This is a genomic window from Kitasatospora sp. NPDC018058, assembly GCF_044327205.1.
Lineage (GTDB): Bacteria > Actinomycetota > Actinomycetes > Streptomycetales > Streptomycetaceae > Kitasatospora.
On record NZ_JBIRFA010000036.1, the window covers coordinates 50,658 to 65,973 of the forward strand.

Here is a 15,316-nt window from a genome sequence, read left to right on the forward strand (position 1 = left end):
CTGCTCACTGCCGCGACAGGGAGCAGGCCGACGACGGAGCTCAGTCGTGGAGGTGCGCGCCCCCGCGAGGTAAGGACGACATTCCGTTCCTCGCCGGGGACAGCCGGTGGTGGGCACACGTGCGCGACGGACTCCGGGACCGGTGTTCCAGGTGGGGTGCCCGTCGGTCAGTGGACCTGAGGTGCCAGTACCGGACCACGGATGGCGTTCAGCTGCACCGCCTCGGTGAGGGCTTCGACGTTGCCCAGGAAGTAGCCGTTGCGCAGCTCCAGCAGCCGGGTGCGGACGCCTTCGCAGGTGGCCCGCGCGGCGGCCGGATCGAGCAGCGACCGGTCGCCGTGCTCGAAGGCGGTAGCGGAGTCCTCGACGAGCCGGAACAGCGCCTCATTGCACTCCGCCGTGAGCGCGGCCAGCGCACGGCGGTACTCCTGCCCACCGACGAGGCCGGGGACGAGTCGCTCGACCGTGGTGAACTCGTCCCAGGCCCAGTGCAGTTCGTGGGAGACGCCCTCGTCGCTCACCCACTGGCCCGAGACCGGCTTCAGCTGCCGGTAGTAGTCGGTCAGCCGCGGGTCGAGGAAGTCGTAGTCCGGGCGGGTCACATCGCCGCGCAGCCGGCCCTCCAGCTTGAGCCGGTCCCGGATCGGCGTGCCCCCGTAGGGCAGCATGCGGCAGAAGGTCGCGGCACTCGAACCGTCGCCCACGATCTGCCGCAGGAAGCCGATGTTGCCCCGCACCGAGTCGAAGGTGCTGGACGGGTCGAAGAGCATGAAGCCGTACATGAAGTGCAGGCCGACGTCCTTCAGGGTCTGCACACCGGTGAGGTTCTGCTCGACCGTCAGCTGTTTGTGGAGGATCTCGAGGCCGGCTTCGACGCCGGACTCGATGCCCATGTAGACGAGGAAGAGCCCGGCGTCCCTCAGGTCGGCGAAGAGCTCGGGCTCCACGTACTCCGCCCGGCAGCTGATCTTCCAGATGACCCGTTCGGCGAGGCCGGTCTCGTGCATCCGCTCGGCGAGCTCGTCCACCCACTTGCGGCCGGCCCTGCCCCAGAGGGGGAAGTCGTCGTCCTGGAACAGGAAGACCCGGGCGCCCTGCTCACGGTGGAGCAGCAGCATCTCCTCGATCACCGTCGACGCCTTCCGGACCCGGACGGTCTTTCCGGGCGCCGTCCGGTAGAAGGTGTGGATCGAGCAGAAGGAGCAGCGGCGGGCGCAGCCACGGCTGGCCAGCAACGGAACCGTGGGGAATCCGACGATCCGCTCCGGCTCGTACGGCCGGTACGGGAAGGGCAGCGAGTCGAGATCCTGGATGAGCGGCCGGGTGGGGCTCTCGGTCACCTTCCCCTCGGACAGGAAGGCGAGACCGGGGGTGGGGCGCCAGTCCGCACCGGCCGCGAGCCGGTCCACCAGCTCGACCAGGGTGTGTTCGCCCTCGTAGCGGGCGACACTGTCCAACTCCGGCATCTGGGCGAGCAGTTCGTCGTGACACAGGCTGGCGTAGTGCCCGCCCATGGTGAAGTGGCCGGTCACTCCGGCCCGACGGAGCTCGGTGGCGACCCGGCGGAACTGCGGCAGGAAGAACTGGAAGATCAGCGAGAAGCCGACGACGAGGGGCTGCGCCCCGCCCTCCGCCGGAGCGAGCCGGGCCGCGATCCGCTGCGGCCCGTCCCGTACGTCGATCAGCTCGACCGTCCGGCCCTGCTCCTTGAGGACCGCGGCCAGGTACCCCATGCCGAGGTTGCCCTGGTCCTGATAGCCGATCAGCACGACCTCGGGTGCAACGTCCCTAGCCATTGGCGCCGGCGATGAGGGAGGCGGCCTTCCTGGCCCCCTCGGCGACCGCCTGGTGAACAGCCGCAACCGCCTCCAGGCGTACGGCGATCAGCTGATTCCGCGTGTCCGGCGCGAGCTTGTCGAGGATGAACTCCATGTCGATGGGGTCGCCCGGGTGCGTCGGACGGTGCGGGAACGGCCACGCCAGGAAGGAGGGGACTTCGGCGCCAGGGTTCGGTGTGGACATGGTGGACGGCTCCTCGGGCGGGGGTTGCAGGGTGTGCGAACCACCGTAGATCACCGAGAGTCACCAATTGTGATCCTCGGTCATCAACGGCGTGTTGCCGGCCTTCCACCCGTGCGACGCCTCTTGCGATGACATATAACCTGTGACATTGTTCTGACCCTCAATCCGGTGACAGGTCACACGTCAACTCCCCCCCTCCGCCTCGTGACTGACGCCCCGTTACCTCCCCCACCTCAGGACAAGGACACCGCAGTGCGTCTGCGCCAATCCCTTCCGCTCCTGGTGGCCGCCGCCCTCGCCGGCTCTGCCACCCTGCTCCCGACCCCCGCCCTCGCCGCGTCCGCGGCACCCGCGCCCGCCTCGCCGGCGGCGGCCACCGCTGCGGCGTCCTCCACCGCCACCGCGCCGAAGCCGTTCGGGCCCGAGGTCGCCGCGTCCTCCACCGAGGACATGGGCCGCACCGCCGCGCCGCTGGCGCCGACGCTGCTCGGCCAGGCGCTCCAGCCGGCCGGGACCGCCGTCCAGACCGCCCCGCATCCGAACGCCCCGACGACGGCCAAGCACGCACTGACCGAGCAGGCCCCCGCCGCGCCCAGCTGTACGCCCGCCGACTTCGGCTCCCGCAGCGGCGCCGGCCTGGTCTCCTTCGTCCAGGGCTCGACCACGGACTGCGTCAAGACGCTGTACAACGTCACCGGCACCGACGCGGGCAACATCTTCAAGCAGTCCCAGATGCTCACCATCGCCAACGCCTTCCGGGCCCAGGCGGCGAACTACACCGGCGACAACTCCGCCGACATCCTGCAGCTCGTGCTCTTCCTGCGCGCCGGCTACTACGTCCAGTCCAACAACCCGAGCGCCGTCGGCCCCTACGACGCCACGCTCACCGCCGCCGTCAAGGCCGGCCTCGACGCCTTCTTCGCGAGCGCGCACCGGACGGACGTCAGCGACGCCAACGGCTCGATACTCAGCGAGGTGCTGATCCTCACCGACAGCGCCAACATCCAGGCCCAGTACCTGAACGTCTACAAGCAGGTCCTGAACGGCTACAACAACGGCTACAACGCGTTCCCGAAGATGGTCAGCGCCGTCAACGCCGTGCTGTGGGCGCCGCTGTGGCGGGCCAACTGGAACCCCACCTACGTCAGCGCCGTCACGGCCGACCCGAGCGTCATCACCACGCTCGCGAACTTCGCGCAGAACCACAAGGACCTGCTCACCACCCCCAACGCCTTCCTCGACGTCAACGCCGGCAACGACCTCGCCCGCACCGCCGGCGACGGCGGCAGCGTCGAGACCTTCACCAAGCCCCTGGTCAAGCAGGTGCTCGACACCACCCCGATCTCCGGCGCCGTCGGCAAGCTGTACGTGTACACCGCCTACAACGCCAACCAGTACGACAACGCGCAGTGCTCCTACTACGGCACCTGCGACCTGCCCGGCAAGCTCACCGCCGCCGTCCTGCCCGACACCCTGGTCTGCGACAACCGCACCATACGCGCCGAGGCCCTCTCCCCCGCCGACCTGGCCACCGTCTGCGCCAGCCTGCGCGGCGAGGACGGTTTCTTCCACAACCTCGTCAAGGACGACGGCCCCGTCCCCGGCCAGTACGGCAAGACCATCACCCTCGCCGTCTTCTCCAACCGGGACGACTACCTCACCTACTCCTGGGCCATCTACGGCAACTCCACCGACAACGGCGGCCAGACCGTCATGGACGTCACCGACCCCAACAACCAGCCCGTGTCGGTGATGTACCAGAAGGCGTGGAACGACGGCTTCCCCGCCAACGTGTGGAACCTCAACCACGAGTACACGCACTACCTCGACAACATCTACGACATGAAGGGCAACTTCACCACCGAGACCTCCGTCCCGGACATCTGGTGGATCGAGGGCGTCGCCGAGTACGAGTCCTACGCCTACCGCGGCACCACCGACACCCAGGCGATGACCGAGGCCGCCACGCACCGGTACAAGCTCAGCACCGTCTTCCAGAACACCTACGGCAACTCGGACACGGTGCGCACCTACCCGTGGGGCTACCTGGCCGTGCGGTACATGATCGAGAAGCACCCGGCCGACGTCTACACGATGCTCGACCACTTCCGCACCGGTGACTACCAGGGCGGCTACGCGGTCTACAACAACCTCGGCACCTCCTACGACGCCGACTTCGACACCTGGCTGAACGCCTGCGCCGCCGGCGCCTGCTACGCCGACGGCCCCACCGCCCTGTTCGGCCAGTCCGTCGACGGCGCCACCGTCACCCTGACCGACAAGTCGGTCGAGACCAACTCCCAGGCGTCGCTGGCCTCCTGGCACTGGACCTTCGGTGACGGCAGCAGCTCCGACGAGCGGAACCCGGTCCACAGCTACGCCACCCCCGGCACCTACACCGTCGCCCTGACCGTCACCGACAGCGCCGGCAAGTCCGCCAGCACCCCGTCGTCGGTCACCGTCACCACCGGCGCCGCCCTGCCGACGTGCACCGACCCGCGCACCGACGCGCTCGGCCAGAACTGCTCCCGCCCGAACCAGGCCCGCACCGCCGGCAACCTCGACTACTTCTACGTCTACCTGCCGGCCGGCACCACCACCCTGAAGGTCTCCACCTCCGGCGGCACCGGCAGCGCCTCCCTCTACTACAACCAGGACACCTGGGCCTCCCCCAGCGCCTACACCGCCTCCTCCACCAACCCCGGCACCACGCAGACGCTCACCGTCACCAACCCCGCGGCCGGCTACCGGTACATCAGCCTGTACGCCAACACGGACTTCAGCGGGGTGTCCGTCAGCACCCAGTACTGACGCGCTCCCTACGCTCGGGACCCACCCCGCCTCGGGCGGGGTGGGTCCCGTACGTCCATGTGATGCCCCTGTCGGGCGGCCGCCCGGCGCCGGCCGTCGGTTCCGGTGCCGGATGCCGCAGACTCGCCGTCCACACGGTCGGCCGCTACCTCGGGCCGAAGGTGTTGAGGAAGACCACCGGTTCCCCCGCGAAGCGCCCGGCCGCGTCCAGCTCCAGGAGTGCCGCGAACGCCTTGGCGGTGTACGTCACTGCCGGGGTTCCGTGCTGGTCGGGCGGACACCCCGAAGGGGGTGGGCCCGGCGGCTGGTGCCGCCGGGCCCACCCCCGATGAAGCGGGGTCAGCTGGTCTGGATCGCGGTGTCGTCGATCACGAAGCTGGTCTGGAGCGAGGAGTCCTCCACCCCGGTGAACTTGAGGGTGACGCTCTGCCCGGCGTAGGCCGACAGGTCGACCGTCTTCTGGGCGTAGCCGGTGTTCTTGTCGAGGTTGGAGTACGTGGCCACCGTGGTGCCGTTGACGGTCACGGTGAGCTTGTCGTACTGGGTCGTGCTGGTGGTCTCGGCCGTGTCGATGTGCAGCCAGTAGCTCAGGGTGGCCTTGCAGCCCGCCGAGATGGTGACGGCCTGCGAGAGGCTGTCGGTGTGCGCGGTGCCGTAGCCGTCCAGCCACGCCTTCCAGGAGCCGCTGTGGGCCGGCTCGGACGCCGAGTTGTCGATCACGCCGCTGGTCGCGGTCCACGGCGCGGCCGAGCCGGTCTCGAAGCCGGGGTTGCCGAGCAGCTGTGCCGGGGTGCAGGAGCCGCCGGAGCCGCTGACCGTCCAGCCGAAGCTGGTGGAGCCGGTGGCGCCGGTGGTGTCCTTGGCGGTGGCGGTCACGTTGTAGTTGCCGGCGGTGGTGGCGGTGCCGGTGATCAGACCGGTGGCGGAGTTGATGGACAGACCGGTCGGCAGGCCGGTGGCCGAGTAGGTGAGGCTCTGGCCGGAGGCCGAGTCACTGGCCTGGACCTGCAGGCTGACCGAGGAGCCCTGCGCGGTGGTCTGGTTGCCGGGGTTGGTGACGGTCACCGTGTTGCCCGTCGAGCCGCCGCCCACGATCGGGTGGGAGATGGCGCAGGAGTTGGTGTCGTTGGACCAGCTGGCCTGCTCGGCCCAGGTGCCGAAGCTGCCGAAGGTGATGTTGGCCGCGCCGCCCGCGGTGCCCGGGGACAGCCAGGCGCACTCGTCGGAGTTCTCCTGGCCGTTGTAGGAGCTGCCGGACACGTGGTTGGTCCAGCCGCCGGCCGGGTTCTGGTCCGACATCATCTCGTGCCACTCGTGGCCGAGCGTCATGGTCCAGCCGTCCAGCGTGCCGGGCGAGTTGACGAAGCCCACGCCGCAGCCGGCGCCCGAGTCGATGTTGTACGGCTGGTTGCTGAACGCGACGTCGCCGTACGGGGAGGTCACCGCGCCGCCGGTCAGCGTCGAGTCACCGTTGTAGTCGTGCCACGCGCAGTACTGGTTCTGGTAGTTGTCCGGGTTGGTGCCGTGCGGCGACAGGATCACGTAGTAGGCGTCCCGGTTGGACGCCGCCGTGGTGTTGCCGAAGTGCGCGGCCGCGTTGACGGCTTCCTGGCCGAGCTGGTGGCCGGAGGCGGCGCTCGGTGACGCCGCCGCGTTGTCATACCACACGCCGGCGAGCACGCCACCGCTCTGGTACGGGACGAAGTTCGCGTTCGAGGGGCAACTGGTGGCGCCGGTGGCCACGTTCGGCCCGTCGCACCACTGCGTCAGGTCCGCGGACCAGAGTTCGTTGCCGGTGCCGATGCCCTTGAACATCTGCTGCGCGGCGCCCGCCGCTCCGGCCGAGTCGCCCGAGAACTTGGCGTTCCCGTTGGCGTCGGTGGTCTGGGTGCCCCACTGGTTGCCGTAGAAGACCAGGTAGACCTTGGAGTGGCCGCTCTGGACACCGATCCCGTCGATCCCTCCGCCGTAGGAGAGGGTCTGCGGTCCGGTGGCCGCGTTGGGGGTCGCGTGGGTGGCGGCCCACTGCTTCATCTTGTCGTTCTGACCGACCGTGGGCAGCACGCCGTGCCGGTACGGGTGCTGGTAGGCGGGGCTGTACGGGTTGGTCACGGAGCCGTTCTGCGGCGACGCCGGCTCGTCCGCCGCCTGGGCGGCACCGCTGGTGGTCAGGGCGGCGGTGACGAGGGACAGCGACGCGACGGCGGCCAGGGCCGCTCGTCTGAGCGCACGGACGCGGGGGATGCCCATGTGTGGGGGTTCCTCTCTCCTGCCGACTCCGGTGCCGGTCGGCCCGGATGACGGCTCGTGGCAGGGCGGGGTACGGCGATGACACGGGCGCGAGGCGTAACCGTGGGGTGGCCCGTGCTTGCCGGCAGTGCTATGGGGGCTGACGGACGTCGACCGACGTCACGTCAGCAGCAGAGCTGCGGAGCGATGGTGGAGCAGCGGAAACCAGTGCCCGGTGGCCGGCCTGAGGAGGCTGCGGCAGGGGGCGTGAACGGAAGAAAAGCAGCGGTGACAGGCCTCAGTCAACGGGTTGCGCAAAAGCGATGTGTTCGCGCCGCCGAAACCTCCGAGAAGGAAAGAGTCCGGCGAGAAATCGGCAATGGGATATTCTCCCCGGCGATCATTTCGGGATCTCGGAGAATAGCGAAATCCCGCCGTTTCAGAGGTCGTTGCCCGCTCGGGAGAGGTTGAAGCTCTTGTTGGTGAGCGGGAGGTCCGAGCCGATCGCTTCGGCGAGGGCGACCGGTAGGGCGGGGCGGTCGGCGAAGGACGGGTCGACGACCCGGAGCCGGGTGACGGTGCCGCGCGGCCTTCGGCGATGCCGACGCCGGACCGACGAGGCCGCCCCGGCGTCGGTTCCAGGGCGGCCTCGTCGCGACAGCACGCTTCCGGCGATGCCGTCACATGATGACCTTAGCAGTTGATAACCTTGTCAATTGCATGGAAGGGCAAGAACGAGGAAGGCGTATCTCACCGCGGTGCCGTACAGCCGCGCCGACCGCTCCGTCCCCGGTGCGGGCAGTGGTGGTGTGCCGCTTCGCGCCGGGTGGGCGCGGTGCGTACGGGTGCTGCGGGCCTTCCTTCGACGTGTCCGGCCCCGCTGGTCGCGAGGGGTCCATGCCGCCTCGCCGCCGCCCCGGAATCGCCCGGGGCGGCGGCGGGCATCCCGCTGAACGACCGGGAGCGGTCAGTCGCGCCCGGGCTTCTGGGGCTGGGCGAGCAGGCCGTCCAGGAGCTCGGCCTGGCCGCTGATCACGCCGCCAAGGATGGTGCGGGCGACCCGCAGGAGCTCGGCCACCTGCGGATTGGTGAGGCGGTAGTAGACGGTGGAGCCCTCGCGGCGGGCGATCACCAGGTTGGAGCGTCGCAGCACGGCGAGCTGCTGGGACAGGTGGGAGGCCTCGACGCCGACCACGGGCAGCATCTCGGAGACCGCGTACTCGCGCTCGCTCAGCAGCTCCAGGACGCGGATGCGCACCGGGTGGCCGAGGGTCTTGAAGAACTCCGCCTTCAGTTGGTACAGCGGCGCGCCGACCACGGGAGGTGGGGTGGGCGTTTCGGCGTTCACGTCGTCACCGTCTCCATCAGGCGGAACATCGTCGAAGAGTTGACCTTACCAACCGGTCGGCCGCCCATGTCCGCCGATCGCGGGGCGGGTGCGGCCGGGCCGACGACCACTACCGATCACAGCAGATTCCCGCCGTCGAATCCATCACATGCGAAACATGCGATTTGATAAATTCTTCAAGTCCATACATGCTGGCATGCTGTTGGATCGGCGAAGGTGCGCCCGGCACCCGCCGGCACCCCCGGGAGGGAAGAGTCGTGACCGCGGTGTTCGACGAGGAGCTGCACGAACAGCTGGCCCAGGCCCGCCAGGCCCTGCGGAAGGCCCGGGCCGACGGGGACGACGACGGCTCCCAGGCCTACGCCGGGCGCGTGGCGGCCCTGCTGCGGATCGCGGCCGCCCACGGCATCGACGTGCCGCACACCGCCGAGGAAGAGCAAGGAGAGAGCTGAGCCATGGCCGTCCCGCTGTACCAGGCGAAGGCGGAGTTCTTCCGCACCCTGGGCCACCCGGCCCGCATCCGGATCCTCGAACTCCTCCAGGACGGCCCGCTCCCGGTACGCGACCTGCTCGCCTCCCTCGACATCGAGGCCTCCAGCCTCTCCCAGCAACTCGCCGTCCTGCGGCGCACCAACCTGGTCACCGCCACCCGCGACGGCAACACGGTGGTCTACGCGCTCGCCACGCCCGACGTCGCCGAGCTGCTGTTCGCCGCCCGCCGGATCCTCGGCGACGTGATCACCGGCCAGAGCCGGCTGCTGCCCGAACTGGCCGCGACCACCGCCCGGGAGGCGACGGCGTGAACACCGTGATGAGCCGGGTGCGTGCCGTCCTGCCCACCCGGCAGACCCTCGCCGCCATGGGCCGCTCCCCGCGCAAGGACCTGCTCGCCGGCCTCACGGTGGCGATCGTCGCGCTGCCGCTGGCCCTCGGCTTCGGCATCTCCTCCGGTGCCGGTGCCGAGGCGGGCCTGGCCACCGCCGTCGTCGCGGGCGCGCTCGCCGCCGTGTTCGGCGGCTCCGGCCTCCAGGTCTCCGGGCCGACCGGCGCCATGACCGTCGTCCTGGTCCCGATCGTCGCCCGCTACGGCACGAACGGGGTGCTGACCGTCGGCCTGCTCGCCGGGGTGATCCTGATGGCCCTCGCCCTGGCCCGGGCCGGGCGCTGGATGGCCTACGTGCCCGTCCCCGTCGTCGAGGGCTTCACCGTCGGCATCGCCGGGGTCATCGCCCTCCAGCAGGTGCCCGGCGCGCTCGGCGTCAGGAAGCCCGAGGGCGACAACCCCGCCGTCGTCGCCGCCAGGGCCGTCGCCGACTTCGCGTCCGCGCCGCACTGGGCCGCCCTCGCCGTCGCCCTCGCCGTGGCCGCCGTGATGCTGATCGGTGTACGGCTGCGGCCCGCGCTGCCGTTCTCGCTGATCGCCGTCGTCGCCGCGACCGTCACCGCCAAGCTCGCCGACCTGCCGGTCGCCACCATCGGCCACCTGCCCACCGGGCTCCCGGCCCCCTCGCTCGGCTTCCTCGACCTCTCCGCCGTACCCGCCCTACTGCCGTCGGCGCTGGCCGTCGCCGCCCTGGCCGCCCTGGAGTCGCTGATGTCCGCGACCGCCGCGGACGCCATGAGCGTGTCCGAGCGCCACGACAGCGACCGTGAGCTGTTCGGCCAGGGCCTGGCCAACCTGGCCGCCCCGCTGTTCGGCGGTGTCGCCGCGACCGGCGCGATCGCCCGCACCGCCGTCAACGTCCGCTCCGGCGCCGCCTCCCGGCTCGCCGCCCTCGTCCACGCCGCCGTCCTGGCGGTGATCGTCTTCGCCGCCGCGCCCCTGGTCGCCGGGATCCCGCTCGCCGCCCTGGCCGGGGTGCTGATCGCCACCGCCGTACGGATGGTCCAGGTCGGCTCGCTGCGGGCGCTGGCCCGCACCGGGCGCGGCGAGGCCGCGGTCCTGGCCCTCACCGCCGCCGCCACCCTCGCCTTCGACCTGGTCACCGCCGTCGTGGTCGGCCTGCTCGTCTCCGGCGTCCTGGCGCTCGCCGCCGTCGCCAAGGCGGCGCGCGTGGAGCAGGTCCCGCTGCACGCCGACCTGCCCCCGGCCGACCACCACGACGAGGAACAGGCGCTGCTCGCCGAGCACATCGTCGCCTACCGCATCGACGGCCCCCTGCTGTTCGCCGTGGCCCACCGCTTCCTGCTGGAGCTCACCGAATCCGCCGAGGTCAAGGTCGCGGTCCTGCGGATGTCCCGGGTCAGCGCGATCGACGCCAGCGGCGCCACCGTCCTCGGCGACGCCATCACCGAGCTCCAGCGCCGCGGCACGCTCGTCCTGGTCTCCGGCATCCGCGACGAACACCACCGCCCCCTCGACGCCCTGGGCGTACTCGACCGGCTGCGCGCCGACGGACACCTCTTCGGCACCACCCCCGACGCCATCGCGTACGCCCGTGCCCACCTGCACGGCCAGGCCGGCACCGCCGGGCACGGCCTCACCGCCGCCGGACCCTCCCGGTGACCGGCACCGCCGAGCGCTGACCGTCCGGCCCGACCCCGACGGCGGCAGGACCGCGCACGTCCGCCTCCCGCACCCCATCCACCGCGTCCCCGGAAAGGCCGCCCTTGCGTTTCACCGTCACTGCCTACGACGACCACGGCTCCCCTGCCACCCGGCGGACCGTCGAGCTGCCCGCGCTCCGGGCCCTCCTCGCGGAGGCCGCCGCCACCGGCCGCCGCCTGCACATCCGCCCCGCACCCCGGGCAGCGCGCCCCCACGGCGGCCATCCACACCCGCTGACCACGGAAAACGCCCCTCGCACCCTGGATATCCTGAACGTATGAGCGACAACCTCCCCCCGTGCCCGCAGTGCTCCAGCGAGTACACCTATGAGATGAACGCCCTCATGGTCTGCCCCGAGTGCGGCCACGAGTGGATGCCCGCCGAGGGCGGCTCCGAGCAGGCCGCCGGCGCCGGCGAGCGGGTGATCCGGGACGCGGTCGGCAACGTCCTCAGCGACGGCGACACCGTGACCGTGGTCAAGGCCCTCAAGGTCAAGGGCAGCGCCTCCGGCATCAAGGCCGGCACCAAGGTGCGCAACATCCGCCTGGTGGACGGCGTGGACGGCCACGACATCGACTGCCGGATCGAGGGCTTCGGCGCGATGCAGCTCAAGTCCAGCGTGGTCAAGAAGGCCTGAACACCCTCACGTGCCGCGCCGTGCGGCGGCCGGGGTTCACCGTGCCGCCGCTCAGCGTTCCGGCGACGTGCAGTGAACGGCCCGGCACTGGCACGATGGCCCGATGCGCATACTGATCATGGGTGGCACCAGATTCGTCGGATTCCACTTCGCCCGGGCGGCACTCGCGGCCGGACACGACGTCACGGTGCTGCACCGGGGCAGGTCCGGTGCCCACCTGCTCCCCGACGCCACGCACCTGATCGCCGACCGCGACGCCGACCTGTCCCTGCTGCGCGGCCGCAGCTGGGACGCCACCGTCGACGTCAGCGCGTACTTCCCCCGCCAGATCCGGCACTTGGCCGACGCGCTGGACCCCGGCGCCGCCGGACGCTACCTCCTGATCTCGTCCATGGCCGTGTACGACACCCCCGGCGCCCCGGCGTTCACCGAGGACTCCCCGCTGCTGCCCGCCGACGGCCCGGAACCCGATGCGGTCACCGCCGCCAGCTACGGCCCGCTCAAGGTCCGGTGCGAGCGGGCGGCACGGGAGGCCTTCGGCCCGGACACGCTGCTGGTGCGCCCGACGTACGTGATCGGCCCCCAGGACTACACCCACCGTTTCGACTACTGGGTACAGCGCCTCGCCCGGGGCGGCGAGGTCCTGGCCCCCGGCCGGTCCGACACGCCGGTGCAGGTCGTCGACGCCCGCGACCTCGCCGCCTGGATGCTCGCCCTGCTGGAACAGGGCGCATCCGGCGCCTACCACGCCGCCACTCCCCCGCCGTTCACCATGGGCGACCTGCTCGGCGCCGTCGCCACCGCGGTCGCCCCGGCCGGGACCACGCTCACCTGGGTGGACGACGACTTCCTCCGGACGGCCGACGTCCCGGACCGCGCACTGCCGCTGTGGACCACCGATCCACTGATCCGCGCCACCGGCACCGCCGACCCCGCCGCCGCCCTCGCCACCGGGCTCAAGCTCCGCCCGGTGGCCGACACCGCACGCGACATCGCGCCGTTCGAGCCGCTGCCGGAGACCCTGACGCCCAGCCAGGAGGCCGACCTCCTCACCGCCTGGAAGCGGCACTGAGTCCTGGGACACCTGCGGCGACGGACCGGGCGGGGACCGATGCGGCCCCGGGCCCGGGCCCGGAGGGTGACCTCCGGGCCCGGTCAGGCCGTCGAGAAGGGCCGTCGGTACGGGGCCGCCTCTTCGCGTCCTAACCGGTGACGGCCACCGTCGTGGTCCGGCCGGGGGCGACGGTGACCGTGGCGAGGGTGTAGGTCGTGCCGTCGACGGTGACGGTGCGGGTCGGCCGGGGCGTCCCGTCCACGGTGATGCCGGTGTGGCTGCCGGGGAAGCGTGCCTCCCAGGTCAGCGCGGTGTCACCGGTGTTGGTCAGGGTGCTGCTGGTCTGCCCGTCGTGCCGGAGGGTCACCGTGCCGTTCCCGATCGGGATGCCCGCGACCTGGAGCCAGCCGATGCCGGCCGGGAGCTGGGAGGCGGTGGTCAGGGTGTCCGCAGCGGCGTCGGGTTCGACGCCGAGCAGGCCCTGGACGGTCTGGCTCAGCAGGGTGAACGGGAGCTCGGGGTAGTCGCCGTTGAGCATCCGGCCGCTGACGTGGAGCTGGTCGACACCTTGGTAGACGTGCTGCATCCACTTCCAGGCGGTGGCGCCGTCGTGGTTGGCGAAGTAGGTGTCGGGCAGGTAGGTGTAGCCCTCGGCGTTGACGGAGGCCTGCGGACCGGAGTCCTGGGCGTCGATGAACTTCAGGTAGGAGTCGAGGCGCGGGCCGGGGTCGAGGAGCTTCTTCATCGGCATCAGCACGCTGGTCTCGTAGCCCCAGCCGCCGACCGGGCGGCCCTGGGTGTCGTAGCCGTGGACGACGTCGGCGGGGTGCTTCGGGTCGGCGCTCCAGGTGGTGTTGACGTAGCTCTTCAGGCCGGCGGCGGCCCGCTCGTACGCGGCCGAGCCGGCGCTGTCGCCACGGGCGGCGGCCAGCGTCGCCGCGGAGAGGTAGGCCTGGTACTGGGCGGCGAGGGCGTCGCCGGCCTCGGCGTAGGTGGTGGCGGCGTTCTCGGCGTAACTGGCGGTGCCGGCGAAGATGCTGCTGCTCTTCGCCTGCGGGATCGGGATGCCGTGGTTGTCGATCGGCCCGGGGTGCTGGCTGATGAAGGTGTCGAGGGTGGTGCGGACGTACTCCGTCAGAAGGGGGTCCTCGGCGTAGTCGTGGTCACCGGTCCAGCGGTAGGCCTCGCCGGCTTTCTGGACCAGCTCGAAGGGGGCGGGCAGTTCCCGGACGAAGCTGTTCGGGCCGTGGTAGTCGATAGCGGCGTAGGTCCTGGCGTCCAGGTTGAGGGCCCACACCGGGTAGTGGCCGTTGAGATCGGTGGCGGAGGCGGCGAAGCCGCGCAGCATGGTCTTGTTCTGGGCGTCGAGTCCGAGCAGGTGGGCGCCGACCATCTGGTGGGCGAAGTCGCGGCTGTAGAACGCGGAGCGGAACGGGTAGCCGGCCCAGTACGTGGTGTCGTACGCGCCGGTGGAGGTGCCGCCGGTGTTGTTCTCGTCCATGTTCAACACGCCGGTGGCGCCTGCCTGTTGGACCCAGCTGTTGGCCTTGGTCTTGGCCCAGTCGAACATGGCGACCAGGTCGGGGTCGGAGGAACTGATCTGCGGGTCGTTCGGGGCCGAGGGGGCGACCGAGGCGTCGTCCACGTTGACCCACCCCGACGGGGAGGAGCCGACGGCGAGGGTGACCAGGTCACCCGCGGCGACCTTCACCCGGGGGAGGGTGTACTTGGCGTAGGTGGGCTGCTCGGGCAGGGTCAGCGACTGCACGACGGTGCCGTTGACGCTGACCGAGAAGGTGCCTCCGGCCGCGCCGGTGGCGATCCAGGCGGACAGGTCGTAGGTGCCCGCGGTGACGGCGGTCACCTGTTGGCCGACCCGGTAGCCGGTGCCGGCGTCGAGGTAGGCGAGCCGGCTGCCGGAGTGCGGGTTGTTGGTGGCCACGCCGGTGTGCTCGGTGAACGTCCAACCGGAGGCGCCGTTCTCGAAGCCGGGGTTGCTGAGGACCAACGGCTCCGTACGGGTCAGCGTCCAGCGCTGGTCGGCGGAGGCCTCGCAGGCACGAGCTTGGACGGGAAGGTCCGCCGCGCCGCGCGGGGCGGTGAGGCACTGCCCGTTGTCGACGACGGCGAGGGTGTAGCCGCCGCCGGGCGCCGGCGAGATGGTGAACCGTTCGTTGTCGGGGACGCTTCCGCAGTCCTCGGTGACGGCGGTGCGGACGCGCTGGTGGCCGCCCACGACCAGGCAGCGTCGGGTCGCCGAGTTGATCAGGACGTAGGCGGCCGGGGACGTGGTGTTGACCCGCAGCAGCCGCCAGCGTTGGCTCAACAGCCCCTGGCAGGCCGCCCGGACGGCCGGGGTCCCGGCCGCGGCCTGCGCGAACTTCGTCCCGAGGCACCCGCCGTCCGACCCGGCCCCGAGGACGAAACTTGCGCCGTTCACCGGGACGCCGTTCACCGGGGCGCCGTCCGCCGCCCGGGCCGGGCTCGCGACGACGGCCTGGGCGGTGAGGACGGTCAGGGCCGCGAGGACGGCGAGGCCCGACGGCAGGGCACGGGCGGAGGACATGGGGCTCCTTGGCGGTGCGGCGGGGTGGGGTGGGCTGGGGTGGGGTGGGCTGGGGCGGGGTGCGGTGGGTGTGCGTGTGCGATTTGAACGTTCAAAGCCGC

General features: G+C 71.2%; 13 protein-coding genes. 7 read left to right on the top strand and 6 right to left on the bottom strand.

The features are described 5' to 3' along the window. Positions 1-167 precede the first annotated feature (167 nt). Both ACH4E7_RS35035 and ACH4E7_RS35040 read right to left on the bottom strand, forming a co-directional pair. Positions 168-1,796 (bottom strand): B12-binding domain-containing radical SAM protein, encoded by a 1,629-nt coding sequence (locus ACH4E7_RS35035; RefSeq protein ID WP_396253204.1) that lies wholly within the window; start codon positions 1,794-1,796, stop codon positions 168-170. Continuing rightward, positions 1,789-2,022, bottom strand: a complete 234-nt coding sequence (locus ACH4E7_RS35040; RefSeq protein ID WP_396253205.1) for a hypothetical protein — start codon at positions 2,020-2,022, stop codon at positions 1,789-1,791. The genes ACH4E7_RS35035 and ACH4E7_RS35040 overlap by 8 nt, the downstream gene beginning before the upstream one ends. A 252-nt stretch (positions 2,023-2,274) precedes the next feature. Here ACH4E7_RS35040 and ACH4E7_RS35045 point away from each other — a divergent pair, with 252 nt between their 5' ends. Further along, on the top strand, positions 2,275-4,833 hold the full coding sequence (locus tag ACH4E7_RS35045) for a collagenase (protein ID WP_396253206.1): 2,559 nt from the start codon (positions 2,275-2,277) through the stop codon (positions 4,831-4,833). A gap of 339 nt (positions 4,834-5,172) precedes the next feature. On the opposite strand, the gene ACH4E7_RS35050 is transcribed toward ACH4E7_RS35045, so the two are convergent. From ACH4E7_RS35050 to ACH4E7_RS35060, 3 genes are all read right to left on the bottom strand, one after another. Next, positions 5,173-7,083, bottom strand: a complete 1,911-nt coding sequence (locus ACH4E7_RS35050; protein ID WP_396253207.1) for a putative Ig domain-containing protein — start codon at positions 7,081-7,083, stop codon at positions 5,173-5,175. Positions 7,084-7,501: 418 nt separating this feature from the next. Then, the gene (locus ACH4E7_RS35055; protein ID WP_396253208.1) at positions 7,502-7,726 is read right to left on the bottom strand and encodes a hypothetical protein; all 225 of its coding nucleotides are present in this window, start codon (positions 7,724-7,726) and stop codon (positions 7,502-7,504) included. 303 nt (positions 7,727-8,029) lie between these two features. Beyond that, positions 8,030-8,410, bottom strand: coding sequence for an ArsR/SmtB family transcription factor (locus tag ACH4E7_RS35060; RefSeq protein WP_396253209.1), 381 nt, complete (start codon positions 8,408-8,410; stop codon positions 8,030-8,032). A gap of 257 nt (positions 8,411-8,667) precedes the next feature. On the opposite strand from ACH4E7_RS35060, the gene ACH4E7_RS35065 reads away from it, so the two are divergent. The 6 genes from ACH4E7_RS35065 (at position 8,668) to ACH4E7_RS35090 (ending at position 12,667) form a co-directional block, all read left to right on the top strand. Further along, the gene (locus tag ACH4E7_RS35065; protein WP_396253210.1) at positions 8,668-8,862 is read left to right on the top strand and encodes a hypothetical protein; all 195 of its coding nucleotides are present in this window, start codon (positions 8,668-8,670) and stop codon (positions 8,860-8,862) included. A 3-nt stretch (positions 8,863-8,865) separates the two neighbouring features. Beyond that, positions 8,866-9,213, top strand: coding sequence for an ArsR/SmtB family transcription factor (locus tag ACH4E7_RS35070; protein WP_396253211.1), 348 nt, complete (start codon positions 8,866-8,868; stop codon positions 9,211-9,213). Positions 9,214-9,221: 8 nt separating this feature from the next. Continuing rightward, positions 9,222-10,916, top strand: coding sequence for a SulP family inorganic anion transporter (locus tag ACH4E7_RS35075; protein WP_396253238.1), 1,695 nt, complete (start codon positions 9,222-9,224; stop codon positions 10,914-10,916). 104 nt (positions 10,917-11,020) lie between these two features. Next, on the top strand, positions 11,021-11,239 hold the full coding sequence (locus ACH4E7_RS35080; RefSeq protein WP_396253212.1) for a hypothetical protein: 219 nt from the start codon (positions 11,021-11,023) through the stop codon (positions 11,237-11,239). Then, on the top strand, positions 11,236-11,595 hold the full coding sequence (locus tag ACH4E7_RS35085) for a zinc ribbon domain-containing protein YjdM (protein WP_355671563.1): 360 nt from the start codon (positions 11,236-11,238) through the stop codon (positions 11,593-11,595). The genes ACH4E7_RS35080 and ACH4E7_RS35085 overlap by 4 nt, the downstream gene beginning before the upstream one ends. Positions 11,596-11,698: 103 nt before the next feature. After that, entirely contained in the window at positions 11,699-12,667 is a 969-nt protein-coding gene (locus tag ACH4E7_RS35090; RefSeq protein WP_396253213.1) for an NAD-dependent epimerase/dehydratase family protein, read from the top strand. Positions 12,668-12,797: 130 nt separating this feature from the next. On the opposite strand, the gene ACH4E7_RS35095 is transcribed toward ACH4E7_RS35090, so the two are convergent. Beyond that, complete coding sequence (locus ACH4E7_RS35095; RefSeq protein ID WP_396253215.1) at positions 12,798-15,215, bottom strand: ricin-type beta-trefoil lectin domain protein; 2,418 nt, start codon at positions 15,213-15,215, stop codon at positions 12,798-12,800. Positions 15,216-15,316: the final 101 nt, after the last annotated feature.

Excerpts from the sequence above, each read along its gene's own strand:
- ACH4E7_RS35050 (WP_396253207.1), bottom strand. The coding sequence starts at position 7,083 with ATGGGCATCCCCCGCGTCCGTGCGCTCAGACGAGCGGCCCTGGCCGCC.
- ACH4E7_RS35040 (WP_396253205.1), bottom strand. The coding sequence starts at position 2,022 with ATGTCCACACCGAACCCTGGCGCCGAAGTCCCCTCCTTCCTGGCGTGG.
- ACH4E7_RS35095 (WP_396253215.1), bottom strand. The coding sequence starts at position 15,215 with ATGTCCTCCGCCCGTGCCCTGCCGTCGGGCCTCGCCGTCCTCGCGGCC.
- ACH4E7_RS35085 (WP_355671563.1), top strand. The coding sequence starts at position 11,236 with ATGAGCGACAACCTCCCCCCGTGCCCGCAGTGCTCCAGCGAGTACACC.
- ACH4E7_RS35090 (WP_396253213.1), top strand. The coding sequence starts at position 11,699 with ATGCGCATACTGATCATGGGTGGCACCAGATTCGTCGGATTCCACTTC.
- ACH4E7_RS35075 (WP_396253238.1), top strand. The coding sequence starts at position 9,222 with ATGAGCCGGGTGCGTGCCGTCCTGCCCACCCGGCAGACCCTCGCCGCC.
- ACH4E7_RS35070 (WP_396253211.1), top strand. The coding sequence starts at position 8,866 with ATGGCCGTCCCGCTGTACCAGGCGAAGGCGGAGTTCTTCCGCACCCTG.
- ACH4E7_RS35035 (WP_396253204.1), bottom strand. The coding sequence starts at position 1,796 with ATGGCTAGGGACGTTGCACCCGAGGTCGTGCTGATCGGCTATCAGGAC.